Below are 24688 nucleotides of genomic sequence, written 5' to 3'. Positions count from 1 at the left end.
CATGATTCCGTCACCGGCCTCGGTCAGCGGGTGGCGGCCTCGATGTTGTGGACCATGTGCAGCAGGCGCGGGCCGATGTCGTCCTCCAGTTTCTCGCGCTTGAGGTGGAAACTCGGCCCGCCGCAGTTGAACGCCAGCAGCCCATGGCTCTCGTGGTGCAAGGCCACGCCCACCGCGTTGACGTCGCGTTGCCACTCGCCGAGCGACAGGCAGAAGCCGTAGTCGGCATAGTCGCGGAAGGCCCGCTCCAGCCCCTTGCGCACTTCCGGCCAGTCTTCCGGGTGGCGCTTGCGGATGTGCCCGAGGATGAACTCCCGCTCGTCCTCCGGCATCGCCGCCAGGCAGGCCCGACCGATCGCGCTGCGGTGCAGCGAGAGGTGGCTGCCGACCTGGCGACGCATGGTCAGGTTGGCCTCGCCATGCACCACGTCGAGGTAGACCATGCTCAGCCGGTCGCGGGCCGCCATGGCCACCGCGGCCTTGGCGTAGCCGGCCATCTCTTCCATCAACGGGCGGGCGAGCGCGCGAATCGACAGGTTCGAGAGCATCGCGTAGCCGAACGACATCACGCCCACTTCCAACTGGTACTTGCCGCTATGCGGCAGGTGACGCAGATAGCCCAGCCGGGTCAGGGTGTGGGTCAGACGCGACACCGTCGGCTTCGGCAGGCCGGTCTTCTTCGCCAGTTCCTGGTTGCCCAGCAGGCTTTCCCGTGGTGTGAAACAGCGCAGCAATTCCAACCCGCGGGCCAGCGCGGTGACGAACTGGCGGTCCTTGAGTTCCTCGTCTTTCTCCTGCATCGGGTCGATCAGCACAGCTTCGAAGGCGAACACTTCCGCTTCCGTACTGGCACCTTCCGCCGGACTCCGGCGCTCGTCGTTGCCGCGCATAGTAGGGACCTCTTTTTCAAAAAATCAATAAAACAAAATCATATTTCGCATAGCGAAACTAATAGAAGAACCCATGAACTTTCAACAACGAAAATAAAATCCTTTTAAAACAGTAAATTGTATAAGTAGATCGTCCGAAATCCGACGCGAGTATTTACAACGCCACGGCTGGCGCTGATTATTTTCGATAAATCATGAAACTATATTTCGCATAGCGAAATATCAATTCATCGGAGCTTCCATGTCCGCCGATCCTTCGCCCGTGGTTCTGCTCGAATTTCCCGCAGCCGATATCGCCCTGCTTCGCCTCAATCGTCCGCAAGCCAGGAACGCGCTGAACGACGAAGTGCGCCAGCGCCTCGCCAGCCACTTCCAGACGCTCGGCGCGGATCCGGCGATCCGCGTCATCGTGCTCACCGGCGACTCGCGCTGCTTTGCAGCTGGCGCCGATCTCCGCGATCTCTCGACGAGCACGGCGATCGGCCTGTACGGCCGCCACAGCGAGCGCTACTGGGAAGCCATCGCGCGCTGCCCGAAGCCGGTGATCGCCGCGGTCAACGGCTTCGCCCTGGGCGGCGGCTGCGAACTGGCGATGCATTGCGACCTGATCGTCGCCGGCGAGTCGGCACAGTTCGCCCAGCCGGAGATCAAGGTCGGGGTGATGCCGGGTGCCGGCGGCACCCAGCGCCTGGTACGGGCGGTGGGCAAGTTCCAGGCGCTGCGCATGCTGTTCACCGGCTGCCTGGTGAAGGCTCCGCAAGCGCTGGCCATGGGCCTGGTCAGCGAAGTGGTGGCGGACGAGTCGACGCGGGCGCGCGCCCTGGAACTGGCCACGGAGATCGCCCGCCTGCCCCCTCTGGCGCTGGCGCAGATCAAGGAGGTGGTCCTGGCCGGTGCCGACCTGCCGCTGGACAGTGCCCTGGCCCTGGAACGCAAGGCGTTCCAGTTGCTGTTCGACTCGCAGGACCAGAAGGAAGGCATGCACGCCTTCCTGGAGAAACGCCCGCCGAACTACCAGGGGAAATAGACGATGCCCGATATTCGTTGTATCGCCGTGGTCGGTACCGGTGCGATGGGCACCGGGATCGCCCAGATCGCCGCCCAGGCCGGCCTGACCGTGTGGCTGTTCGACAGCCGCGCCGAGGCCGCCGCCGAGGCACGCCAGCGCCTGCGGCAGACCTTCGAGGGCCTGTGCGGCAAAGGCAAGCTGAGCGCCGCCGACGCCGAGGCCGCGCAAAACCGGCTGCGGGTGGCGGAACGCCTGGAACAACTGGGCGACTGCGAACTGGTGGTGGAGGCCATCGTCGAGCGCCTGGAGGCCAAGCAGGAATTGCTGCGCCGGCTGGAAGCCATAGTCGCGCCGGAGACCATCCTCGCCAGCAATACCTCGTCGCTGTCGATCACCGCCATCGCCGCCGCCTGCGAGCGGCCGCAGCGGGTCGCCGGCTTTCACTTCTTCAACCCGGTGCCGCTGATGCGCGTGGTCGAGGTGGTCGACGGCCTGGCCAGCGCTCCGGAAGTCGGCGACGCCCTGCTCGCCCTCGCCGCGCGCCTGGGCCACCGCGGCGTACGGACCAAGGACAGCCCCGGCTTCATCGTCAACCATGCCGGCCGCGCCTATGGCACCGAGGCCCTGCGCATCCTCGGCGAAGGCGTCGCCGAATGCGCCGAGATCGACCGTGTGCTGCGCGAGTGCGCCGGCTTCCGCATGGGGCCGTTCGAACTGCTCGATCTTACCGGCCTCGACGTGTCGCACCCGGTGATGGAATCGATCTACCAGCAGTACTACCAGGAACCGCGCTACCGCCCGCACCCGCTGACCCGCCAGTTGCTCGCCGCCGGCCGTCTCGGGCGCAAGAGCGGCCAGGGCTTCTATCGCTACGTCGACGGCCAGCCGCAGGACAAGCCCGGTCCGCAACCGGTGCCGCAGGCCGCCGCCCGACCACCGGTGTGGCTGGGCTGCGAAAACGAGGACGACCGCCGCACGCTCGCCGAACTGCTGCATCGCCTCGGCGTCGAGCCGGAAACCGGCGAACGCCCTTCCGCCGCAGCGCTCTGCCTGCTGGCCGCCTGGGGCGAGGACCTGAGCAGCGCCGTGCAGCGCTTCGCCTGTCCCGCCGAGCGCAGCGTCGGCATCGACCTGCTCTGCGACCTCGAGCGCCGGCGCTGCCTGATGCTCTCGCCGCTGACCGCCCCGGCCATGCGCGACGCGGCACACGCGCTACTGGCTGGCGACGGCGTCGGGGTCACGGTGCTGCGCGACAGTCCCGGCTTCGTCGTCCAGCGGGTACTGGCGATGATCGTCAACCTCGCCTGCGACATCGCCCAGCAGGGCATTGCCAGCGTCGAGGATATCGACCAGGCGGTGCACCTCGGCCTCGGCTATCCCCACGGCCCGCTGGAATGGGGCGACCGCCTCGGCCCGCGGCGCCTGCTGAGCATTCTCCAGCGCCTGCAGGCGCTTACCGGTGACCCGCGCTACCGGCCCAGTCCCTGGCTGCGCCGACGAGCGCAACTGGGCATGTCCCTGCGCGCCGGCGAAACCACCGCCGTAGACTGACGCATCGGCGACCTGGCGGCGCAGCGTCATGCGTCTCGCCGCCAGGCCAACGCGTTTTCCCCGAGCGACGCTTTCCGGGCTTGCAGCTGCCGAGGTATCCTGCGCGCCAATTCATCCGATGATTGGATGTTTCTTCCGTGACCATTCCCCTCAAGCGCTCCCTGGTGGACATCGCCCTGGAGCAGATCCGCCAGCGCATCGACGCCGGCCATTGGCCGCTCGGCCAGCGCCTGCCGCCGGAGCCGGAACTCGCCGAGCTGCTCGGCATGAGCCGCAACACCGTGCGCGAAGCGGTGCGCGTGCTGACCTTCTCCGGCGTGCTGGAAGTCCGCCAGGGCGACGGCACCTACGTGCGCGCCTGCGCCGATCCACTGGAAACCATGCTGGTGCTGGCGCGCAGCGCGGTGCAGCACTCCCTGGAGGCACGCGGGATGATCGAGATCGAGGCGGCGCGCCTGGCTGCCGTTCGCCGCGACGACAGCGACCTGAGCGCATTGCGCGAGTATCTCGACGCATCGCGCCAGCGCTACGGCAGCGACGACCTGCAGGACTACATCGAGCACGACGTCCGCTTCCACCAACGGATGGTCGATGCCGCCCACAATCCGGTGCTCAGCGAACTCTACCGCTACTTCTCGCAGGTCATCCGGACCTCGCTGGAACGCACCATGGCCGACCCACAAAGGGCCCAGCCCTGCTTCGAGCTGCACCAGCAACTGCTCGACGCCATAGAACGCGGAGACCCGGACGCTGCCGCCGCGGCCAACCGCGCACTGCTGATCTGAACCCGGGACAGACCCATGACTCACGCCTTGAATGCCCGGCCGGGAGCGCACCCCGGCCATCCTCCGGAAGAACTGCTGATCGATGCCGAAGTCGACGACGAACCAGCCCCGCCGGCGCCGCCGCTACGCCCCTGGCTGCTCCTGCTGGGCCTGGTGCTGGTGGCGCTGAACCTGCGCCCGGCGCTGTCCAGCCTCGCCCCCCTGCTCAACCAGGTACGCGACGATACCGGCCTCTCGGCCGCCGCCGCCGGCCTGCTGACCACCGCGCCGGTACTCTGCCTGGGGTTGTTCGCGCCGCTCGCGCCGCGCCTGGCCCGGCGTATCGGCGCCGAACGCAGCGTGCTGCTGATCCTCTTCTGCCTGGCCGGCGGCATCGTCCTGCGCAGCCTGTTCCCGGTGTTCGGCCTGTTCGCCGGCAGCGTTCTGGCCGGCGCCAGCATCGGCATCATCGGCGTGCTCCTGCCGGGCATCGTCAAACGCGACTTCCCGCGCCAGGCCGGGGTGATGACCGGGGTCTACACCATGGCCCTGTGCCTGGGGGCCGCGCTCGCCGCCGGCGCCACTGCGCCGCTGGAGAAGCTCTTCGGCAACTGGGAACTGGCGCTGGCGTTCTGGTCGCTGCCGGCGATCCTCGCCGCCGCCTTCTGGCTGCCGCAGACCCGCCAGGGCCAGCACGCCCATCGCCAGGCCTTCCGTGTCGTCGGCCTGTGGCGCGACCCGCTGGCCTGGCAGGTCACGCTGTACATGGGCCTGCAATCGTCCCTGGCCTACATCGTCTTCGGTTGGCTGCCGTCGATCCTGATCGACCGCGGCATGACTGCGGTGGAAGCCGGCCTGGTGCTGTCCGGCTCGGTGATGCTGCAACTGATCACCGCCCTGCTCGCGCCCTGGCTCGCCGCTCGCGCCAGGGACCAGCGCCTGGCGGTGGTGCTGGTGATGGCTACCACCCTCGCCGGCCTGCTCGGCTTCCTCTATGCGCCGCTGCCGACCATCTGGGGCTGGGCGGTCCTGCTCGGCCTCGGCCAGGGCGGCACCTTCAGCATCGCCCTGGCGCTGATCGTCCTGCGCTCGCGCGACGCCCACGTCGCCTCGCATCTGTCGGGCATGGCCCAGGGCGTCGGCTACACCCTGGCGGCCATGGGACCGTTCATGGTCGGCGTGGTCCACGACCTGACCGGCGGCTGGAACGCGGTCGGCTATATCTTCATCGGCGTCGCCATCGCCGCTACCCTGTTCGGCCTCGGCGCCGGGCGCAGCCAGTACGTGGGGGCCCGCAGCGAACACCTGTAGCCCCGCAGACGCAAAAAGCCCCGCATCGCGGGGCTTTTTCTCCTTCGTCACTCAGGCATCCGGGCCGCGCCCTTCGCCGGGCGGCGTCCGCGGCGTGCTGGCGATCCAGTCGCTGAGCAGGTTGTAGGCCACTGCCAGCAGGATCGGGCCGAGGAACAGGCCCATGAAGCCGAACGCCAGCAGGCCGCCGAACACCCCGAGCAGCACCACCACCAGCGGCAGGTTGCCGCCACGGCTGATCAGGTAGGGTTTGAGGATGTTGTCCACCCCGCTGATGATGAAGAAGCCCCACAGGCCGAGGAACACCCCGTGGCCATAGTCGCCCTTGAAGAACAGCCAGGCGGTGGCCGGGCCCCAGACCAGCGGCGGGACCATCAGCAGGCTGCAGGCGAAGGTCAGCAGGCCGAGCAGCATGGCTCCCGGTACGCCGGCGATCGTGAAGCCGATCCAGGCCAGCAGGGCTTGCGCCGCGGCGGTGCCGATCACCCCGTTGACCACCCGCTGTACGGTGCCGGCGACAAGGTCGCGATAGTGCTCCGCGCGGTTGCCGATCAGGCGTTCCAGGGCACGGTGGACGATGGACTCCAGGCGCGGCCCGTCGCGGTAGAAGAAGAAGATCAGGATCAGACTGAGGACCAGTTCCAGGATCCCTCCACCGATCTTCGCGCTGCGCGCCAGCAGCCAGTTGCCGACCTCGCCGACATAGGGCTTGAGCACGTAGAAGAACGCCACGCCCTGTTGGTCGATGGAGTTCCACCAGCCGATCAGGCGGTCGCCGATCAGCGGGACGCCGGCCATCCACGAAGGCGGCGGCGGCAGGCCCTCGACCTGGAGATTCTTCAATAGCTCCATCAGCGAACGAACGTTGTCCGCCAGGCCGAAGCCGAGCCAGATCAGCGGCAACGCCACCAGGACGATCCAGCCCAGGGTCAGCAGGCCCGCCGCCAGCGACTCGCGGCCACCGAGCAGGCGCGTGAGCATACGCATCAGCGGCCAACTGGCGAAAGCCAGCACCGCGGCCCAGAACAGCGCCGACCAGAATGGCGCCAGCACCCAGAGACTGGCACCGAGCAGGCCGAACAACAGCACGCGAAGCAACAGCCGATCGTTATCGAACATCAAGGCAGGCCTTCCTCAAAGGGGGATACACCGATAGACAGCGCTCGGCGTGCGCCGTTTCCAGCCGGAGCGTGGGGCGCGGGGGAAAGGCAGTCTACTCTGGCGGGCGGCCTTGCCGAAGGCATTTTCGCCATCGCCCGGGCCCGCAGGCCCGGGCGAACGCGTTCAACGCAGCCAGTTGAGGTGCAGGCCCTCGACCTCCGACTGGCCCAGCTCCATGCGGCTGTTCAGCACGCCCTGCCCGCGCAGGGCGTCGCGCCACTCCTGGGCGTGCTTGCCGGACAGCTCGACCCGCACCCCGGTATCCAGGCGCAGGGTCCGTACCAGCAGCTCCAGCCAGGAGCCGGCCGGCTCCGCCGGCACATGGCTGAGGGTCAGTTCGCCGTTGGCCTTGAGCAGGCGCAGCAGGGTCGCCGGGCTCGGCAGCAGTTCCGCCAGCGGCGCATCGGCCTTGAGTTCCTCGGCCTGCAGGTAGGCGCGGCGATTGCCGCGGGTGATCGAGTAGACCGCCACCAGGCTGTTCTCCTGTGGCGCCGCCAGGCGCACCAGCAGGTAGGCCTGCTGCTCGTCCGGGCCGTACAGCTTGGCATTGCCGAACACGGCGTTGGCCAGCAGGCTGCTGGAGCCGCAGTCGCGCCGCTCGCACCAGAACAACGGCGTGGCGTCGGCCTTGAGCAGCGCGGTGCGCGCCGCGGCGAACGCCTCCTGGCTGCTGTGCTCGGGCGGCAAGCGGTAGGTTAGTGCGGTCAGCTTGCCTTCGGCGCGCACCTCGCCCTCCATGCGCAGGCGACCGCTGATGCGGCTGATCGCCCCTAGCGGGTAGATACGCTCCTCGCTCGGCGCCTGGCGGAAGTCGACGATCTCGGCGCGCGGGAAGCGCGGCAGGACGTCCAGGTCATGGCTGCCGGGAAGGTCGGCGGCCAGCGCCGAAAAGCTGAAAACGCCCAGGGATAGCAACAGGAACCCTCGCATACCGGCCCTCAACGGGTCAGCATCGACTGGGCGGTACGGATGGCGTCGTCGCCCTCCTTCTCCCGCCGCGGCACCAGCAGTCCGCGCTGCACCGCGGGACGCGCCTCGATGGCGGCGATCCAGCGCTGCAGGTTGTCCAGCCCGTCGACGGCGACACCGGACCAGTCGTGGATGCGCACCCAGGGATAGGTGGCGATGTCGGCAATGCTGTAGTCGCCGGCGAGGTACTCGGCCTCGCCCAGGCGACCGTCGAGAACTTCGTAGAGGCGCCGGGTCTCATGCTGGTAGCGGTCGATGGCGCCCTGCAACTTCTCCGGGAAATAACGGAAGAACACGTTGGCCTGCCCCTGCATCGGGCCGACCCCGCCCATCTGGAACATCAGCCACTGGATCACCCGCGAGCGACCCTTGACGTCGGCGGGCATCAGTTGCCCGGTCTTCTCGGCGAGGTAGATGAGGATCGCGCCCGACTCGAAGACGGCGAAGTCGTCGTTGTCGCGGTCGACGATGGCCGGGATGCGGCCGTTGGGATTGATCCTGAGGAATTCCGGAGCCTTCTGCTCCTTCTTGTCGAACGACAGCGCGTGCACCCTGTAGGGCAGGCCCATTTCCTCGAGGGCGATGGAAACCTTGTGGCCGTTCGGCGTGGCGGCGGTGTAGAGATCGATCATGCGGTGACTCTCCGTAACGATCCGTCCAGCCTTACGGCTGGACCCGGAATAGTCAAGGAAACAACGGCAAGCCGGTGTTTCAGCGCGCGAAGAAGGCCGCGAAGACCCTGGCCACCGCCTGCGCCCCGGCCTCGTCGTCCAGATGCAGGTGATGCCCGCCCGGCAGGTGGTGCCGCTCGAACGGCAGGGTCTCCAGCAGCGCCCGCATGCGCGGCTCCACCGCCAGCATGCCCTGTTCGGCCAGTACCAGGCTGACCGGGCATTCCACGCTGCGCACGAAGTTCAGCGCGTGGGCCTGGGTCAGGCGCAGCGGCGACGGTAGGGTCAGGCGCGCGTCGGTGCGCCAGGTATAGCCGCCGGGCACCGGTTCCAGGCCGCGCTGGGCGAGCAGTTCGGCGGCCTCCCGGGAGATCTCGCCGACCCCGCGCATCCGCGCTTCCACGGCTTTTTCCAGCTCGGCATAGACCGGCTTGCGCTTGTGGCGTAGCGCCAGTTGCGCCTTCAGCGCTTCGCCGAGCTTCTGCGGCGCCTTGTCGGCTTCGCCAGTGTAGGGAATCAGGCCATCGATCAACGCCAGCCGCTCGATGCGCTCGGGCAAGGCCCCGGCGAGCAGCACCGAGACGATGGCGCCCATCGAGTGTCCCAACAGGGAAAACCGCTCCCAGCCCAGTTGCTCGGCCACCATCAGCACGTCCAGCGCGTAGTCCCAGAGCAGGTAGCTGGCACCCTCGGCACGATGCGCGGAATGCCCGTGGCCGGCGAAGTCAAGGGCGACGATACGCAGCCCGGCGAGCTTCGGCGCCAGGCGCGAGAAGCTCATGGCGTTGTCCAGCCAGCCATGCAGGGCGATCACCGGCTTGCCGTCCGGCGGACCGAACAGATGCGCGGCCAGTTCGATGTGCGGCAGGCTGATGCGTACTTCCTCGACCTGCAGGCTCATGCCGAACGCTCCTCGGTCGCCCGCGACCAGCGATCGAACACGCCTTTCAGCAGTTCGGCGGTTTCCCGCGGGCGCTCCAGCGGGAACATGTGGCCGCCGGGCAGCGACATGAACTCGCCGCGCGGCATCGCCCGGATCAGCCGGGTGTGGTGCGGCAACACCACCTTGCTGTGCCGCCCGCGCACCATCGCCAGCGGCACCTGCAACTGCCGCGCACGCCCCGGACTGCTGTGCGGCACGCTGCGGTAGATGCTGATCTCGGTGGCCGGATCGAAGCGCAGGCGCAGGCCGGAACCGCCGCCGCTGTCGGCCAGCCCATGGCGTACGTAGGCCTCCAGGCAGTCGGGGTCGAAACGGCGGAACAGCGCCTTGCCGGAGAAGTAGGCCCGCGCCTCTTCCAGGTCGGGGAACGCCTCGCGACGCCCCAGGGTGCGCCCGGCCGGAGTGATCCGGTCGATGAAGCCGAAGCGCTTGGCGGCACGGATCACCAGGCGGTCGGCGAGGGTCAGCACCGGCGAATCGAGCATCACCACGCCGCGGTAGAGTTCCGGCCGGCGCAGCGCCGCGTGGTAGTGCAGCACGCCACCGAGGGAATGGCCGACGCCCCAGACCGGCTGTTCCAGGCTGGCGAGATGGTGCAGCAGTTCGTCCACCAGGTTGTCCCAGTTGTCGTTCACCGGGAAACGCGGGTCGTGCCCGTGCATTTCCAGGTGATCCACCCGGTACTCCGGCGCCAACGCCTCGAACAGCTTGGCGTAGGTAGCCGACGGGAAGCCGTTGGCGTGGGCGAAGAAAACCGATTGCGACATGCGCGACGTCTCGACAGGGCTGATGCCAGGGATTCTCCGGCAGCCTCGCCGAGGCGGCAATGGCTTTGCCGGCTGCCTTGCACGGCGAAGCGGCCAAAACCTCAGGCAGAGCGGACGAGATGCTCGAGGATCGCCGCCGCAACCAGCAGGAACACCACCCCGCAGGCCGCGTCCAGCCAGGGCACCGCGCGCAACAGGCGGGCCTGCAGGGCCGGGCGGGTAAGGGTCAGGCTGAGCAGGCCGAACCAGCAGGCGCCCATACCGAACAGCAGCGCCGCCACCGCCAGCTTGCCGCCGAGCGACATCTGCGCAGGAATCAGGCTGCCGAGCAAGGCGATGAAGAACACCAGCGCCTTGGGATTGAACAGATTGGTCGCCACCCCGCGCAGCCAGGGCCCCAGGGGCGACGGCGGCAGCGCCCCGTCGAGCCGGCCCGGCTGGCCGTCGCCGCGCCGCAGCCAGGCGCGCAGCGCGCCGACGCCGAGCCAGGCCAGGTACAGCGCGCCGAGCGCCTGCAGGATGGCGAACAGCACAGGCGTACGGCTGAGCAGCAGCGACACGCCGGTCAGCACCAGGGTGGTATGCAGGAGAATCCCGCAGGCCAGCCCCAGCGCGCTGGCCAGGCCGGCCCGCCGCCCCTGGTGCAGGGACGTGCGCACCACCAGGGCGACATCGGGACCGGGGCTGACCAGGGCGACGGCGAACACCGCCGCCAGGGTCAGCAAGACAGACAATTCCTGCATGGCTACTCCACGAAAAAGGGATCGGAAAGGAAAACGCGATTCAGCGCTGGCGCAGGCGCGCCGGCGGTAACCCGTAGGTGCGACGGAACAGACGGCTGAAGTGCGCCTGGTCGTAGAAACCGAACTGCTGGGCCACCTGGCTCAACGGCTGCTCGCCGCGCAGTACCAGCGGCAAGGCGCGCTCCAGGCGCAGTTGGGTCAGCCACTGGTGGGGCGGCAGGCCGCAGTGACGGCGGAAGCGCCGCAGCACCTGCCAGGGGCTCAGGCCGCAGAAGGCGGCCAGTTCCTCCAGGTTCGGCGGGTACTCCAGGCGCGACTCCAGCCAGTCGCGCAGCCGCGTCCAGTCGCGCTGGCCGAAGCCTTGCCGGTCGCCCTCCTCCAGGCGCAGGCTGCTGCCCAGGCTGAGCAGGCAGGCCAGCGCCTGCCAGAGGTGCTCTTCCAGGGCCAGACGGTTCTCCAGCGCCGCCGCGCCGCCGAGCATGCCCAGGTGCAACTGACGCAGGCGCTGTTGCAGACGCTCGTCGCGGACCAGGCTGCTGGTCAGGCGCGGCGCCCCCCGGCGGCCGTCGCTGAAGTCGCGGCTGGCGCGCTCCAGCCAGTCGGCATCGAGCGCCAGGACGCGGATACGGTAGCCCTCCTCGCCGGCGCTGCTGCCGTCGTGGATGCTTTCCGGCGCCATCAGCAACGCGTCGCCGGCCCCGGCCAGGCGCCGTTCGCCGCCGGCGGCATAGCGATGCCGGCCCTGCAGCAGCAAGCCGATGTGGTACTCCAGGTGGAAGTGCCGGGGAAAGGAAAAGCGGTTGTGCTCGGCGTCGATCAGGCGTACGCCGGGAATCCCGCTGCTGAGATGGGTGATCTGCTCCATCCCGCTACTCTACCGCCAGCGGGACGGAACGATCTTGGACAAAATTGCGGACCGCGCTCAGCCCGCCCTGCCCGCCAGCGGCACCACCGCCATGGTCAGGCGGGCGATGCAACTCGGCTTGCCGTCGTCGCCACTGAGGCGGATGTCCCAGACATGGGTGGTACGCCCCAGGTGGATCGCCCTGGCCACCGCAGTGACCCGGCCGCTGCGCAGGCCGCGCAGGTGGTTGGCGTTCACTTCCAGGCCGACGCAGTAGTACTGGCTGGTGTCGACGCACAGGTAGCTGGCCATCGAGCCCAGGCTTTCCGCGAGGACCACCGAGGCGCCGCCATGCAGCAGGCCGAACGGCTGGTGGGTACGCGAGTCGACCGGCATGCTGGCGGTCAGCGACTCGTCGTCGAAGGCTTCGAAGCGGATGCCAAGCAGGTCGCCGATGCTGTTCTTCTGCGAGGCGTTCAGTTGCTCCAGGTCGGGCGTTTGTCGCCAGAGGCTCATGGGAATTCCTTGCGCAAGGGGGAAGCCCGGAAGGGCTTCCCGTCGGTGGGAGTCATTCGTGCCAGAGCACGGCCTCGCGGCGTTCCACCCATTCGTGGAAGCGCGAGCCATAGGCACCTTCCACCATATTGCGCTTGATCTTCAAGGTCGGCGTGAGGAAACCGTTGTCCACCGCCCAGGTTTCCTGCACCAGGACCAGGCCGACCAGGCGCTCGTGCTTGTCGAGCGCACCGTTGACCTGTTCCAGGTGCGCCCGCAGGCTGCTTTCCAGCGCCCCGCGGGTACCGTTGAGGGCCTCCCGGCGACCGACCTCGGAGAGCACGCAGAGCCCCAGCGGCGCGCTGAGGCCCTCGCCGACCACGCAGACCTGCTCGATGCGATCGTGCACCGCCAGGCGATTCTCGATCGGCGCTGGCGCCACGTACTTGCCCTTGCTGGTCTTGAAGATTTCCTTCATCCGCCCGGTCAGGCGCAGGTTGCCGTCGGCGTCCTGCTCGCCCTTGTCGCCGGTGCGCAGGAAACCGTCGGCGGTGAGCACCTCGGCGGTCTTCTCCGGCTCCTTGTAGTAGCCGACCATGGTTGCGCCGCTACGCACCTGCACCTCGCCCTCGTCGCTGATGCGTACCTCGACGCCGGGGCTGTTCTGGCCGATCCAGCCGGTCTTCTGCCTTCCGGGCCGGCAGACGTGGGAGTAGCCGCTGTTTTCGGTCATCCCGTAGACCTCGAGCACGTCCAGGCCCAGGCGGCGATACCAGAGCAGCAGCGCCTCGGGTACCGGCGCCGCGCCGCAGAGCGCGTAGCGCACCGCGTCCAGGCCTAGCCCGGCGAGCACCTTGCGACCGACGATGCGGCCGAGGATCGGCAGCTTCAGCAGGCGGTCGAGCTTCTGCGCCGGCATCTTCGAATACACCCCCATCTGGAACTTGGTCCAGATGCGCGGCACGCCGAACAGCAGGGTCGGCCGCGCACGCTTCATGTCCTCGACGAAGGTGTCCAGGCTTTCGGCGAAGAACACCGTGGTTCCCCCGTAGAGCGACCCCATCTCGACGAACATCCGCTCCGCCACATGGCACAGCGGCAGGTAGGAGAGCATCCGGTCGTCTTCGCGAGTGCCGAACAGTTCCACGCCGCGGCTGGCGGCGAAGGCGAAACTGCTGAAGTTGTGCATCACCCCCTTGGGCACGCCGGTGGTTCCAGAGGTGTAGATCAGGGTGGCGAGTTGCTCGGCGGCGGTCGGCGTGTCGCCTTCGAGCGGCGCGCAGGCCTGCAGGTCGCTCCACTGGCGGTCGAAACGCCCTTCCGGGTGCAACGGCATGGCCACGGTCGGTATGCCCTCGGGGACTCCGGGCGCCATCGCCGGCCAATCGTCGAGCTTGCCGACGAAGACCACCGCCGACTCGGAATGCTCCAGCACCTGGCGCGCCGACTCGGCGGTGAGATTGGGATAGAGGGGGACGGAAACGTGCCCGGCCATCCAGATCGCCAGGTCAGTGACGATCCAGTGCGCACAGTTCTTCGAGATGATCGCGATACGGCTGCCGGCGGGGAGATCCAGGCTGCGCAACCAGGCGGCTGCACGCCGCGCCTGGTCGCCCACCTCGCCCCAGCTCAGCTCCTCGACCCGGCCGCCACCGATGGGCTGCACCAGGTAACGCCGTTGCGGATGACGCTTTTCGCGCTCGAAGAAGACTTCGAGCGGCAGACGATTTGCAGTGACCACGTACCGCCTCCGTTGTTGTTGTTCTGGGAGATCGACCAAGCACTTGCTTGGTCGAATATTTCATCACAGCCAACCGCAGGCAAGCCGGGAAATGTTTCGGTTTGTAGTCGTTGCGCCAGGCGCTTCCTAGCCGTGCCGCGGGTGATGCAGCGAGACCAGGGTCATCAGCCCGGCGGCGGCGAAGTCGCCTTCCAGCTCGGCCAGCGAGGCAGTGCTCATCGGCAACGGATCACGCCGGTTGCCATGCACCAGCAGACCGCCCAGCGCTCCGACCAGGGGCTGGTGGCTGACCAGCAGGAGATTGCGCTCGCTGCGCTCGTCGAGGAAGCCGAGCACCTCGCGCGGATCGTCGTCGGGGGTCAACCAGGGGGCGGTGCCGACCGGCTCGACCAGGCCCAGTGCCTCGCGCACCAGTTCGGCGGTCTGCTGGGCGCGCACGTAGGGGCTGGCGAGAATCCCGTCCAGCGGCAACCCGGCCAGCCGCGCGGCGCTCTGCAGCACCTCCTTGCGTCCATGGGCGGTCAGGCGCCGCTCGGAGTCCCGGCTGGCGTGCGGTTCGGCCTCGCCGTGGCGCAACAGCCAGAGCTTCACAGCTTCGGCTCTTCGTCGCGCGCCGGGTGCGCGGCGGGCGGCACGCTGTGGGCGGCCTCGCCCTCGGCGGCGCGGGCGCTCGGCCAGTCGGCGAACGGCCAGGGTTTCTCGTCGCTGTGGAAGGTACCGAAACGGCCGATCTGCGCCAGGTACTGGCTGAGGCTGTCGCCGAAAGCCATCAGGCTGCCGTTCGGCGCGCCGTAGATCAGTCGGTAGACCAGCTGGATCACCACCACCGCCCCGAGGAGCAGTTCGGCGACCTGCCAGACCAGGACGAACAGCAGCATCCAGAGGATGCGGATGGCGATCGATTCGCGTGCTTGCGGGTCTGCGGACATGGCGGTCTCCTCGTCAGAAGCCGGTGGTGGGAATGAAATCGACGTCGGTCTTCGGCTCGCCGCGCATCAGCAGCTGGATGACCTGCGCCAGGGTGCGGCCTTCGAAGAGGATCGCATGGAGACCGGCGACCAGCGGCATGTACACCTGCATCTCGTCGGACTTTTCCTTGAGTACCTTGAGAGTGTTCACACCCTCCGCGGTCTCGCCCATGCGCGATACCGCCTCCTCCAGGCTGAGCCCCTCGCCGAGGGCGTGGCCGACCTGGTAGTTGCGGCTCTTCGGCGAGGAACAGGTGACGATCAGGTCGCCGACGCCGGCGAGGCCGAGAAAGGTCATCGGGTTGGCACCGAGCTTGACGGCGAACCGGGTCATTTCCGCCAGCGCCCGGGTAATCAGCATGCTGCGGGTGTTCTCGCCCATGTCCATCGCCGCGGCCAGGCCGGCCATGATCGCGTAGACGTTCTTCAGCGCACCGCCGAGTTCCACGCCGAAGCGGTCGCGGCTGGCGTAGACGCGGAAGGTGCGGCCGTGCAGGGCCGCCTGGACGCGGGCGCACAGCTCGTCGTCCTCGCTGGCGACCACCGTGGCGGTCAGCTCGTGCTCTGCGATCTCGCGCGCCAGGTTCGGGCCGGAAATCACCCCGATACGGGCTTGCGGGGCGATTTCCTCGAGAATCTCACTCATCAGCTTGAAGGTGTGCGCCTCGATGCCCTTGGTCAGGCTCACCAGCAGCTTGTCCGTCAATGCCGCCTGGTGTGGTTGCAGAACCTTGCGCAGGGCGCTGGAGGGCAAGGCGACGAAGATCAGTTGGCAATCGGCCAGGGTGCGCTCCAGGTCGGTGACCGGGTCGACTCCGGGATGCACCTTGACCCCTTTCAGGTAGCGCGGGTTCTCGCGTCGTGTGCGGATCGCCTCGGCCTGTTCCGGGTCGCGCATCCACTGGCGGACCGCCTGGCCGTTCTCGGCCAGCAGGTTGGCGATGGCGGTGCCGAAACTGCCGCCGCCGAGCACGGCAATCGGTTGCTGCTCTGTCATGATTCATCCATTTCTGGCCGCCACGCGGCAATCACGCCATTATACGGTCGGCCAGCCGGCCGACCAGTCTTGACGCCGGCGCTGGCAAAAGCCCGCGCCTCGTTTACCATGCCCGGGCCAGACAATACCTATCGAGAACAAGGTCGTTCCGTGCCCATCGCTTCGCGTGCTCCCGTCTCCCTGACCCTGCTGGCCCTGCTGTTCGGCAGCAAGCTCGCGGCCGCCGACCTGTTCAACGATCCCAGCGGCGTTCCCGAAGTATTGACCGCGACACGCCTGAAACAATCCCCGGCGGAAGTTCCCGGCAGCATCAGCGTGCTCGACCGCGAGCTGATCGTCGCCAGCGGCGCCCGCGACATTCCCGAACTGATGCGCCTGGTCCCGGGCATGATGGTCGGCTACCTGTCCGGCAACCAGCCCACGGTCAACTACCACGGCACCAGCATGTCGGGGGCGCGGCGCCTGCAAGTACTGATCGACGGTCGCTCGGTGTACCGCCCGGGCCTCGCCAGCGTCGACTGGAGCGACCTGCCGCTGGCCCTCGAGGATGTCGAGCGGATCGAAGTGTTCCGCGGTCCGAATACCGTCAGCTACGGCGCCAACGCATTGATGGGGGTGATCAACATCATCACCCGGGCCCCCGGCGAGTCGCCCGGCACGCGCCTGAAATACACCGCAGGCCAGCGCGGCATCCGCGACTGGTACGCCAGCCAGAGCATCGCCCTGGAAGACAGCGACTTCCGCCTGTCGCTGTCCGGCCAGGAAGACGACGGCTTCGACCACGACCACGACGGTCACGCCCTGCGCGACGGCCGCCGGCTCAGCCGCTTCAACCTCAACGCCAGCCACAGCCTGGCGCCGAACCAGAGCCTGGAGTGGCAACTGGCGGCCAAGGAAGGCTCGAACCAGCACCCCTACGCCTACCGCTCGCCGTTTCCCCAGGTTCCCGACGACGTCGACAACTCCGATACGCTCGCCCACGACTATGCCGGTTCGCTGCGCTGGAACGTCGACCTCGACCCACGCCACAGCTTCTATATACAAGGCTACGCGCAGCACTGGGAGCGCCGGCAGGAGTGGAACGCCTGCGAGGCGGGCATCGCCTTCAGCCCGCAACTGGCGCAACTCTGGGAACTGAACCCGGACTACCTGCGCAGCTTCGCCGACGATCCGACCCGGCTGCCGCCCGGCAGCGCCCAGGAGTTGCAACTGGCGACCCAGGTCCTCGACCAGCTACGCAACGGCGGACTGCGTCCGGTCTGCGGCCGGGTCGACCGCAACATCCGGGAAAGCCGCTACGACCTGGAGATGCAGGACACCCTCAGCCTGGGCGACAACCTGCGCCTGCTGAACGGCCTGAGCTACCGCTACGACCAGGCAAACTCCGAGACCTTCTACGGCGGCAGGGTCAGCAGCCAGATCTGGCGGCTGTTCAGCCAACTGGAGTGGCATGCCGGCGAACACTGGCTGCTGCAGGGCGGCGGGATGCTCGAAGACGTCGAGGGCTCCGGCAGCTCGTTCAGCCCGCGGCTGGCGGTGAACTACCTGTTCAACCCCCAGCACAGCCTGCGCGCGGTCTATTCGGAGGCGGTGCGGTCGCCGGGCATGTACGAAAACGACGTCGACTGGCGCTACCGGGTCCGCCACCTGACACCGGCGCCCTACGGGCAGAGCGAAGCCTACTACTTCGCCAGCGCCCACGGCCCCGGCGACCTGGGCAAGGAACACACCCGTTCGCGCGAGATCGGCTACAACGGTTTTTTCCGCGAGACCGGGCTGGCCGTGGATGTACGCCTGTTCCACGAGGAAATCACCGGACTGATCAGCGATCCGCTCAGCGTCGTCGACTTCAGTCCGGACAATGGCGATCGCATCCGCTTCTCCGGCGCGGAAGGCCAGCTCGACTGGCGCCTGGGCCTGCGCGACCGCCTGCGCGCCACCTACGCCTATCTCGACTACGACGCCACCAGTCGCTACGACCGGCGCCTGACCGCCCGCCACGGCGGCTCGGCCGGCTGGATGCGCGACTGGGGCCAAGGCTGGTCCAGCGCCCTCTTCTATTACGGCGACGATTCGCTCAATGGACATCGTTTCGAACGCGTCGACCTGCGCCTGGCCAAGCGCATTCCCCTGGGCAAGGCCGCCCTGGAATTGGCCGGCGTGCTCCAACAGCGTCTCGACGACCAACCGCTGACTTTTCCCGACAACCGCTACGACAGCCGCCACCTGCTCTACTTCAGCGCCGAGGTGACGTTCTAGATGCGTCGCTTGCGCCCCGCCCGTCGGGCTTTCCAGGCGCTGCTCGCGCTCGTCGTCTGCTGTCTCCCGCATGTCGGCGAGGCCGCGCAACTGGTCCTGGTCAGCGCCAACCAGGGGGCCGCGGTGAACGCCTTTCGCGACGCCCTGTCGCAGCGACGGCCGCAGGACCAGGTGGAACTGCGCACGCCCGCGGCCCTGGCGGAGGGGATGGTCTTCACCGACGACACCCGCCTGCTCCTGCTCGGCCCCGAGGCCCTGGCCTGGCGCCTGCGCCAGCATCGGGCGCCGCCGACCCTGGCGCTGCTGCTCAACCGGGTCGATGGCCAGCGCCTGCTGCCAGGCGCCAACGGGCATGGCGGACACGGCGTCGGAGGGCTCTGCGTACTCTGGAGCGACCCGCCGGCGGCCCGCCAGCTCCGCCTGGCGCGCCTGATCCTGCCGGGCATCCAGCGCATTGGCGTGCTCTACGGCAAGGACAGCGAATTCCTCCTCGACGAGCTTCGTCGCGAGGCCCGCAGCCAGGGGCTCGAGCTGTTCGTCGCCAGCAGCAGCGGCAACGACGACCCGCGCCCGCTGCAGTTCCTGCTCGGCAATAGTGACCTGCTGCTCGGCATCGACGACAAACAGCTGTACAACTCGCAGAGCATCAAGAGCCTGCTGCTCGGCAGCTACGCCAAGAACCGCGCGCTGCTCGGACCCACCGCAGCCTTCGTCAAGGCCGGCAGCCTGGCGAGCAGCTACAGCGACCAGGAGGACTGGCTGGACACCCTCGACGAACTGCTCGGCCAGGCGCCCAGGCACTGGCCCCTCAGCCTCTATCCAGGGCATTTCAAGGTGCTCGGCAATCGGCAGGTAGCCCGCTCCCTGGGTATCGACCTGGCCAGCGACGCCGACCTCGGCCGGCGCCTCGCCGAAGGAGAAGAACCATGAGCCAGCGCCACGGCTGGGACATCCGTACCCGCATGCTGGCGATCAGCCTGGGCCCGGCGCTGTTGCTGACCCTGCTGCTCACCGCCTACTTCACCTACTCCCGCTTGCAGGACCTGCGCCAGGAACTGACCCATACCGGCCAGTTGATCGCCGACCAGTTGGCGCCGGCCGCCGAATACGGCGTGATCGCCGGCAACACGCCCGTGCTGCAGAAGCTGCTGCAGGCCACCCTCGACACCCCGCATGTGCGCTTCATCGAGGTACGCGACCGCAACGACAATATCCTGGTGTACGTCGAACAGTTGTCCGGCGCGTTGCAGAACGCCGCGCCGATCGACATCTTCCACTCCACCATCCAGCGCCAGCGCATCGCCCTGGCCAGCGACCCGCTGCTGGACGGCGCCAGCGAAGGCGACGGCCAGTCCGGCGAGGACTACCTCGGCCGGGTGGTGGTCGGCATGTCCAACGACGCCTTCAGCCAGCGGCAACAGGAAATCCTCCTGAAGGCCGCCCTGCTGGCCGCCTTCGCCCTGATCCTCACCTTCCTCGTCGCACGCCGCCTGGCGCAGCGCCTGTCGGCGCCGATCAGCACCATGGGCCAGGCGGTCGAGGCGATCCAGAGCGGCGACTACAAGACCAGCCTGCCGATCCTCGACGACGGCGAGATCGGCGACCTGGCCCGTCACATCAACAATCTCGCCAGCGGGCTGGACCGCGCGAGCCGGGAACAGGAACAGGCGATCGGCCAATTGATCAGCGCCCGCGAGGAAGCGGAGCAGGCGAACCGGGCGAAGTCCGACTTCCTGGCGATGATGAGCCACGAGCTTCGCACCCCGATGAACGGCGTGCTGGGCATGCTGCAACTGCTGGAAACCACCGAGCAGACCCGCGAACAGGCCGAGTACACGGCGCTGGCCACCGAGTCCACCGAACACCTGCTGAAGGTCATCAACGACATTCTCGATTTCTCAAGGATCGAACGCGGCGCGCTGGAACTGGAGTGCATTCCCTTCAACCTGCTGGAACTGGTGCAAGGCTCCGCCCTGGTGTTCCAGCACAGCGCCCAGCAACGCGGCCTGGCGCTGGAATTGCAGATCCAGGCCGGCCTGGAGAATATCGAGGTCTGCGGCGATCCGACGCGGATCCGACAGATTCTGGTGAATCTGCTGGGTAATGCGCTGAAATTCACCGAGGAAGGCGCCATCCATCTCAGCCTGGAGTGGCAGGCGCTCGATCACGACGTACTGTGGCTGACCTGCGCGGTGCACGACAGCGGCATCGGCATCTCGCCGGAACGCCTGGAACATATGTTCGACGCCTTCCAGCAAGCGGATTCGTCGATTTCCCGGCGCTACGGCGGCACCGGGCTCGGCCTGGCGATCGCCAGGACCCTGGCGGAACGGATGGGCGGCACCCTGCAGGCAGAGAGCAAGGAAGGCTCGGGATCGACCTTCACCCTGGAGATTCCGCTGCCCTTCCAGCAGTCGCCGGCGCACCGGCAGCAGGCCGCTGGCGACGCCGCCCCGATTGCCGCCGGTCAGGAAATCCTCCTGGTCGAGGACAATCCGGTGAACCAGACAGTCATAGAAGCCATGTTGCGCAGCCTCGGCTATCGCGTCACCCTGGTCGCCGACGGTATCCAGGCGGTACGCAGCGCCGAGCGCCAGCGCTACGACGCGATCCTGATGGACTGCCGCCTGCCGGTGCTCGACGGCTACTCGGCGACACGGGAAATCAGGGCCCAGGAGAACGGCCGGCGGGTACCGATCATCGCCCTGACCGCCAACGCCCTGCAGGGCGATCGGGAGAACTGCCTGCAGGCGGGAATGAACGATTACCTGGCCAAGCCATTCAAACGGGCGGAATTGCAACGCATACTGCAACGCTGGATCGGCTCGCAGCCGGAACTCCCCGTGACGTCGAACGAAACCGGACGAGGGGAGCCGGAATGATCTACGACAAGGGCGGCAAGCGGACGCGGGAATAAAGTGAACATCTGTTCGCCGGACACTGTGACTTTCACCGCAACGCAACAGTCTATGACTAGGCTGCCGCTGCGACGCCGATACAATAACCCGGCGCGACGGCCGCTGGACGAACCGCCACAACCCTGCAGTTCAGGGATTTTTGAGGAGCTCGCATGACCAAACAACACGCCTTCACCCGAGAAGACCTGCTGCGCTGCAGTCGCGGCGAGCTGTTCGGCCCGGGTAACGCGCAACTTCCCGCCCCCAACATGCTGATGATCGATCGCATCGTTCACATCAGCGATGTCGGCGGCAAGTATGGCAAGGGCGAGCTGGTCGCCGAGCTGGATATCAACCCGGACCTGTGGTTCTTCGCCTGTCACTTCGAAGGCGATCCGGTCATGCCCGGTTGCCTGGGCCTGGATGCCATGTGGCAGTTGGTCGGTTTCTACCTCGGCTGGCAGGGCAACCCCGGCCGCGGCCGCGCCCTGGGTTCGGGCGAAGTGAAGTTCTTCGGTCAGGTTCTGCCGACAGCGAAGAAGGTCACGTATAACATTCATATCAAGCGCACGATCAATCGTTCGCTGGTCCTGGCCATCGCCGACGGCACCGTCAGCGTCGATGGCCGCGAAATCTACAGTGCCGAAGGCCTCCGCGTCGGCCTGTTCACCTCCACTGACAGCTTCTAAGGGTTATCCGCATGCGTCGCGTCGTTATCACCGGTCTGGGCATCGTTTCCTGCCTCGGCAATGACAAAGACACCGTTTCCGCCAACCTCCGTGCGGGTCGGCCCGGCATTCGCTTCAATCCGTCCTACGCCGAGATGGGCCTGCGCAGCCACGTTTCCGGTTCGGTCGACCTGAACCTCGAAGAGCTGATCGATCGCAAGGTCTTCCGCTTCATGGGCGATGCCGCCGCCTACGCCTACCTGGCGATGGAGCAGGCGATCAAGGACTCCGGCCTGACTCCGGAACAGATTTCCAACCCCCGCACCGGCCTGATCGCCGGCTCCGGCGGCGCTTCCACCCTGAACCAGATGGAAGCCATCGATACCCTGCGCGAGAAAGGCGTCAAGCGCATCGGCCCATACCGCGTGACCCGCACCATGGGCAGCACCGTATCGGCCTGCCTGGCCACGCCGTTCCAGATCAAGGGCGTCAACTACTCGATCTCCTCCGCCTGCGCCACCAGCGCGCATTGCATCGGCCAGGCCATGGAACAAATCCAGCTGGGCAAGCAGGACGTGGTCTTCGCCGGCGGCGGCGAAGAGGAACACTGGAGCCAGAGCTGCCTGTTCGACGCCATGGGCGCCCTCTCCACCCAGTACAACGAGACGCCGGAAAAGGCCTCCCGCGCCTACGACGCCAAGCGTGACGGCTTCGTCATCGCCGGCGGCGGCGGCATGGTGGTGGTCGAGGAGCTGGAGCATGCGCTCAAGCGCGGCGCCAAGATCTACGCCGAGATCGTCGGCTACGGCGCCACCTCCGACGGCTACGACATGGTCGCCCCGAGCGGCGAAGGCGCGATCCGCTGCATGCAGCAGGCGCTGGCCACCGTCGACGCGCCGATCGACTACCTGAACACCCACGGCACCTCCACCCCGGTCGGCGACGTCGCCGAGATCCGAGGCGTGCGCGAAGTGTTCGGCGACAAGGCGCCGGCCATCAGCTCGACGAAGAGCCTGTCCGGCCACTCGCTGGGCGCCGCCGGCGTACACGAGGCGATCTATTGCCTGCTGATGATGGAAGGCGGCTTCATCGCCGGCTCCGCCAACATCGACGAACTCGACCCGGAAGTGGCCGACCTGCCGATTCTCCGCGAGACCCGCGAGAACGCCAAGCTCGATACCGTCATGAGCAACAGCTTCGGCTTCGGCGGCACCAACGCCACCCTGGTCCTCAAGCGCTGGCAGGGTTGATTCCCTCCATCGCCGCATGAAGCGCCCTTCGGGGCGCTTTTTTGTACCCAGCGTTTCTTTACCCGAACTGCATGAACGGGCTAAACCTGGCGCCCCGCCTGCCGATAGAACTGATCAGCCCCGTCTCTCTCCTGCCCCCTGGAATCCGCCATCATGTCTTTGCGCAGTATGCCCATCGCGACCCGTGCCGCCCTGAGTTTCGCCCTGATCACCGCTCTGCTGGTCATCACCGGCATCTTTTCCCTGAACCGAATGGGTTCGCTCAACGAAGCCTCTTCGGACATCAGCGACAACTGGCTGCCTAGCGTCCGCGAAAGCGCCGAGTTGAACGTTCTGCTCGCCGAACTGCGGCAGGTGCAACTGGCCCATGTGCTGGCGGCGGACGACAGCAGCAAACGCTTCCTGGAAAGCCGCATGACGGAAATCGGCAAGGAACTGACCGATCGCGAGGGCGCCTACCAACGGCTGATCAGTGGTGCCGACGAGCGCTCGATCTACGAGCGCTACCTGGCTACCCGGCAGACGCTCCTGCAAAGCCAGCAGACCCTGGTGCAGATGTCGCGCAGCAAGCCGCTGGAAGAGACCCGCCAGTACACCGAAAGCACCTTGCTCGACCAGTACCGCGCCACCCAGCAGCAACTGCAGGCGCTGATCGACTTCAACGTCAAGGGCGCCAGCCAGGCCAGCCACACGGCCGATGAGGTCTATCACAGCGCCTTCGCCGCGGTGATCGGCGTACTGCTGGTCGCCGGCCTCGCTACCGTGGTACTGGCCTGGCTGTTCACCCGCAGCATCACCCAACCGCTCGGCGAGGCGCTGCGAGTGGCCGAGGTGATCGCTTCCGGCGACCTCACCAGCCGCATCGACACCTCTGGCCGCGACGAACCGGCCAAGCTGCTGGTCGCCCTCCAGGACATGCAGGCACAACTGCGCCAGACCATCCAGCAGATCGGCAGCTCGGCGACCCAACTGGCCTCCGCCGCGGAGGAACTCAGCGCCGTCACCGAGCAGGGCAACCGCTCGCTGACCCAGCAGAACGACGAAATCCAGATGGCCGCCACCGCGGTCAACGAGATGACCGCCGCCGTCGAGGAAGTGGCGCGCAACGCCAGCTCCACCTCGGACGCCTCGTCCGCCTCCGAGCAATCGGCGCAGAACGGACGCCAGCGGGTACTGGAGACGGTCCAGGCGATCCGCCTGATGAGCGAAGAAGTGGACAATACCTCGGCGCTGGTCGGCGGCCTGGCGGAAAAGGCCCAGGACATTTCCAAGGTCCTCGACGTGATCCGCGGTATCGCCGAACAGACCAATCTCCTGGCGCTCAACGCGGCCATCGAGGCGGCTCGCGCCGGCGAGCAGGGCCGCGGTTTCGCCGTGGTCGCCGACGAGGTTCGCGCCCTCGCCCATCGCACCCAGGAATCCACCCGCGAGATCGAGCAGATGATCGCCAACATCCAGGAAGGCACCGGCGCCGCGGTCGGCGCCATGGACAGCAGCAGCGTACGCGCCCGCAACATGCTGGAGATCGCCGAAGCCGCCGGCCTGGCGCTGAACGAGATCGCGGAGCGGGTCGGCCAGATCAACGAGCGTACCCTGGTGATCGCCAGCGCCTCCGAGCAGCAGGCCCAGGTGGCCCGCGAGGTCGACCGCAACCTGGTGAACATCCGCGACATCTCGCTGCAGACGTCCGCCGGCTCCAACCAGACCGCCGCCGCCAGCCAGGAACTGTCGCAACTGGCCATCGACCTGAACAACATGGTCACCCGCTTCGTCGTCTGACCATGCCGTGC

Annotated in this window: 23 protein-coding genes; 10 read left to right on the top strand and 13 right to left on the bottom strand. The window is 67.5% G+C overall.

Features of this window, described 5'->3' with window-relative positions; translation table 11 throughout:
- Positions 1–23: 23 nt before the first annotated feature.
- Positions 24–890: an IclR family transcriptional regulator gene (locus FOC67_RS08700; protein ID WP_009314701.1), complete on the bottom strand. Its 867-nt coding sequence runs from the start codon at positions 888–890 to the stop codon at positions 24–26.
- A 241-nt stretch (positions 891–1131) separates the two neighbouring features.
- Here FOC67_RS08700 and FOC67_RS08695 point away from each other — a divergent pair, with 241 nt between their 5' ends.
- The 4 genes from FOC67_RS08695 (at position 1132) to FOC67_RS08680 (ending at position 5525) form a co-directional block, all read left to right on the top strand.
- Positions 1132–1917, top strand: coding sequence for an enoyl-CoA hydratase (locus FOC67_RS08695; RefSeq protein ID WP_009314702.1), 786 nt, complete (start codon positions 1132–1134; stop codon positions 1915–1917).
- Positions 1918–1920: 3 nt separating this feature from the next.
- Entirely contained in the window at positions 1921–3450 is a 1530-nt protein-coding gene (locus tag FOC67_RS08690) for a 3-hydroxyacyl-CoA dehydrogenase (protein ID WP_009314703.1), read from the top strand.
- 137 nt (positions 3451–3587) lie between these two features.
- The gene (locus FOC67_RS08685) at positions 3588–4235 is read left to right on the top strand and encodes a FadR/GntR family transcriptional regulator (protein WP_003087512.1); all 648 of its coding nucleotides are present in this window, start codon (positions 3588–3590) and stop codon (positions 4233–4235) included.
- A 15-nt stretch (positions 4236–4250) separates the two neighbouring features.
- The gene (locus FOC67_RS08680) at positions 4251–5525 is read left to right on the top strand and encodes an MFS transporter (protein WP_003140135.1); all 1275 of its coding nucleotides are present in this window, start codon (positions 4251–4253) and stop codon (positions 5523–5525) included.
- A gap of 51 nt (positions 5526–5576) precedes the next feature.
- Here the strand turns inward: FOC67_RS08680 and FOC67_RS08675 are convergent, their stop codons facing one another.
- From FOC67_RS08675 to FOC67_RS08620, 12 genes are all read right to left on the bottom strand, one after another.
- Positions 5577–6644 carry an AI-2E family transporter gene (locus tag FOC67_RS08675; protein ID WP_003087507.1) on the bottom strand — a complete coding sequence of 356 codons (1068 nt, stop codon included), beginning with the start codon at positions 6642–6644 and terminating at the stop codon, positions 5577–5579.
- Positions 6645–6809: 165 nt separating this feature from the next.
- Entirely contained in the window at positions 6810–7616 is an 807-nt protein-coding gene (locus FOC67_RS08670; protein WP_009314704.1) for a DUF4892 domain-containing protein, read from the bottom strand.
- Between the two features lie 8 nt (positions 7617–7624).
- Complete coding sequence (locus FOC67_RS08665; RefSeq protein ID WP_003087500.1) at positions 7625–8287, bottom strand: glutathione S-transferase family protein; 663 nt, start codon at positions 8285–8287, stop codon at positions 7625–7627.
- Between the two features lie 79 nt (positions 8288–8366).
- The gene (locus FOC67_RS08660) at positions 8367–9227 is read right to left on the bottom strand and encodes an alpha/beta fold hydrolase (RefSeq protein WP_003097867.1); all 861 of its coding nucleotides are present in this window, start codon (positions 9225–9227) and stop codon (positions 8367–8369) included.
- Entirely contained in the window at positions 9224–10036 is an 813-nt protein-coding gene (locus FOC67_RS08655) for an alpha/beta fold hydrolase (protein WP_003087496.1), read from the bottom strand. Before FOC67_RS08655 ends, FOC67_RS08660 begins: the two co-directional genes overlap by 4 nt.
- A 101-nt stretch (positions 10037–10137) precedes the next feature.
- The gene (locus FOC67_RS08650; RefSeq protein WP_003120430.1) at positions 10138–10779 is read right to left on the bottom strand and encodes a LysE family translocator; all 642 of its coding nucleotides are present in this window, start codon (positions 10777–10779) and stop codon (positions 10138–10140) included.
- 40 nt (positions 10780–10819) lie between these two features.
- Entirely contained in the window at positions 10820–11644 is an 825-nt protein-coding gene (locus FOC67_RS08645) for an AraC family transcriptional regulator (RefSeq protein WP_009314707.1), read from the bottom strand.
- Positions 11645–11701: 57 nt separating this feature from the next.
- A complete protein-coding gene (locus tag FOC67_RS08640) occupies positions 11702–12139 on the bottom strand; it encodes a hotdog fold thioesterase (RefSeq protein ID WP_003087490.1) in 438 nt (145 codons plus the stop codon).
- Between the two features lie 52 nt (positions 12140–12191).
- The gene (locus FOC67_RS08635) at positions 12192–13859 is read right to left on the bottom strand and encodes an AMP-binding protein (protein WP_003087486.1); all 1668 of its coding nucleotides are present in this window, start codon (positions 13857–13859) and stop codon (positions 12192–12194) included.
- Positions 13860–13985: 126 nt separating this feature from the next.
- Positions 13986–14450, bottom strand: a complete 465-nt coding sequence (gene sixA / locus FOC67_RS08630; RefSeq protein ID WP_003117751.1) for a phosphohistidine phosphatase SixA — start codon at positions 14448–14450, stop codon at positions 13986–13988.
- Complete coding sequence (locus tag FOC67_RS08625) at positions 14447–14788, bottom strand: DUF4389 domain-containing protein (protein ID WP_003097882.1); 342 nt, start codon at positions 14786–14788, stop codon at positions 14447–14449. The genes sixA and FOC67_RS08625 overlap by 4 nt, the downstream gene beginning before the upstream one ends.
- Before the next feature lie 13 nt (positions 14789–14801).
- Positions 14802–15824, bottom strand: a complete 1023-nt coding sequence (locus tag FOC67_RS08620; RefSeq protein ID WP_003109958.1) for an NAD(P)H-dependent glycerol-3-phosphate dehydrogenase — start codon at positions 15822–15824, stop codon at positions 14802–14804.
- 150 nt (positions 15825–15974) lie between these two features.
- Here FOC67_RS08620 and FOC67_RS08615 point away from each other — a divergent pair, with 150 nt between their 5' ends.
- The 6 genes from FOC67_RS08615 (at position 15975) to FOC67_RS08590 (ending at position 24677) form a co-directional block, all read left to right on the top strand.
- Positions 15975–18083 (top strand): TonB-dependent siderophore receptor, encoded by a 2109-nt coding sequence (locus tag FOC67_RS08615; protein ID WP_009314709.1) that lies wholly within the window; start codon positions 15975–15977, stop codon positions 18081–18083.
- A 171-nt stretch (positions 18084–18254) separates the two neighbouring features.
- On the top strand, positions 18255–19013 hold the full coding sequence (locus FOC67_RS08610) for a hypothetical protein (RefSeq protein WP_003140145.1): 759 nt from the start codon (positions 18255–18257) through the stop codon (positions 19011–19013).
- Positions 19010–20965 (top strand): ATP-binding protein, encoded by a 1956-nt coding sequence (locus FOC67_RS08605; RefSeq protein ID WP_003109961.1) that lies wholly within the window; start codon positions 19010–19012, stop codon positions 20963–20965. The genes FOC67_RS08610 and FOC67_RS08605 overlap by 4 nt, the downstream gene beginning before the upstream one ends.
- Before the next feature lie 188 nt (positions 20966–21153).
- Entirely contained in the window at positions 21154–21669 is a 516-nt protein-coding gene (gene fabA / locus FOC67_RS08600; RefSeq protein ID WP_003087475.1) for a 3-hydroxyacyl-[acyl-carrier-protein] dehydratase FabA, read from the top strand.
- 11 nt (positions 21670–21680) lie between these two features.
- A complete protein-coding gene (fabB, locus tag FOC67_RS08595) occupies positions 21681–22898 on the top strand; it encodes a beta-ketoacyl-ACP synthase I (protein WP_003087471.1) in 1218 nt (405 codons plus the stop codon).
- Positions 22899–23051: 153 nt separating this feature from the next.
- Positions 23052–24677 (top strand): methyl-accepting chemotaxis protein, encoded by a 1626-nt coding sequence (locus FOC67_RS08590; protein ID WP_009314713.1) that lies wholly within the window; start codon positions 23052–23054, stop codon positions 24675–24677.
- Positions 24678–24688: the final 11 nt, after the last annotated feature.

Source organism: Pseudomonas sp. FDAARGOS_761, assembly GCF_013343155.1.
Lineage (GTDB): Bacteria > Pseudomonadota > Gammaproteobacteria > Pseudomonadales > Pseudomonadaceae > Pseudomonas > Pseudomonas aeruginosa.
Note: the sequence above shows the minus strand (reverse complement) of the source record. Positions and strands in the feature narration are given on the sequence as shown.

Coding starts and splice junctions, on each gene's coding strand:
- FOC67_RS08670 (WP_009314704.1), bottom strand. CDS start 7,616: ATGCGAGGGTTCCTGTTGCTATCCCTGGGCGTTTTCAGCTTTTCGGCG.
- FOC67_RS08690 (WP_009314703.1), top strand. CDS start 1,921: ATGCCCGATATTCGTTGTATCGCCGTGGTCGGTACCGGTGCGATGGGC.
- FOC67_RS08605 (WP_003109961.1), top strand. CDS start 19,010: ATGAGCCAGCGCCACGGCTGGGACATCCGTACCCGCATGCTGGCGATC.
- FOC67_RS08620 (WP_003109958.1), bottom strand. CDS start 15,824: ATGACAGAGCAGCAACCGATTGCCGTGCTCGGCGGCGGCAGTTTCGGC.
- FOC67_RS08650 (WP_003120430.1), bottom strand. CDS start 10,779: ATGCAGGAATTGTCTGTCTTGCTGACCCTGGCGGCGGTGTTCGCCGTC.
- FOC67_RS08660 (WP_003097867.1), bottom strand. CDS start 9,227: ATGAGCCTGCAGGTCGAGGAAGTACGCATCAGCCTGCCGCACATCGAA.
- FOC67_RS08700 (WP_009314701.1), bottom strand. CDS start 890: ATGCGCGGCAACGACGAGCGCCGGAGTCCGGCGGAAGGTGCCAGTACG.
- FOC67_RS08645 (WP_009314707.1), bottom strand. CDS start 11,644: ATGGAGCAGATCACCCATCTCAGCAGCGGGATTCCCGGCGTACGCCTG.
- FOC67_RS08655 (WP_003087496.1), bottom strand. CDS start 10,036: ATGTCGCAATCGGTTTTCTTCGCCCACGCCAACGGCTTCCCGTCGGCT.
- FOC67_RS08665 (WP_003087500.1), bottom strand. CDS start 8,287: ATGATCGATCTCTACACCGCCGCCACGCCGAACGGCCACAAGGTTTCC.
- FOC67_RS08675 (WP_003087507.1), bottom strand. CDS start 6,644: ATGTTCGATAACGATCGGCTGTTGCTTCGCGTGCTGTTGTTCGGCCTG.
- FOC67_RS08680 (WP_003140135.1), top strand. CDS start 4,251: ATGACTCACGCCTTGAATGCCCGGCCGGGAGCGCACCCCGGCCATCCT.
- FOC67_RS08590 (WP_009314713.1), top strand. CDS start 23,052: ATGTCTTTGCGCAGTATGCCCATCGCGACCCGTGCCGCCCTGAGTTTC.
- fabA (WP_003087475.1), top strand. CDS start 21,154: ATGACCAAACAACACGCCTTCACCCGAGAAGACCTGCTGCGCTGCAGT.
- fabB (WP_003087471.1), top strand. CDS start 21,681: ATGCGTCGCGTCGTTATCACCGGTCTGGGCATCGTTTCCTGCCTCGGC.
- FOC67_RS08695 (WP_009314702.1), top strand. CDS start 1,132: ATGTCCGCCGATCCTTCGCCCGTGGTTCTGCTCGAATTTCCCGCAGCC.
- FOC67_RS08625 (WP_003097882.1), bottom strand. CDS start 14,788: ATGTCCGCAGACCCGCAAGCACGCGAATCGATCGCCATCCGCATCCTC.
- FOC67_RS08640 (WP_003087490.1), bottom strand. CDS start 12,139: ATGAGCCTCTGGCGACAAACGCCCGACCTGGAGCAACTGAACGCCTCG.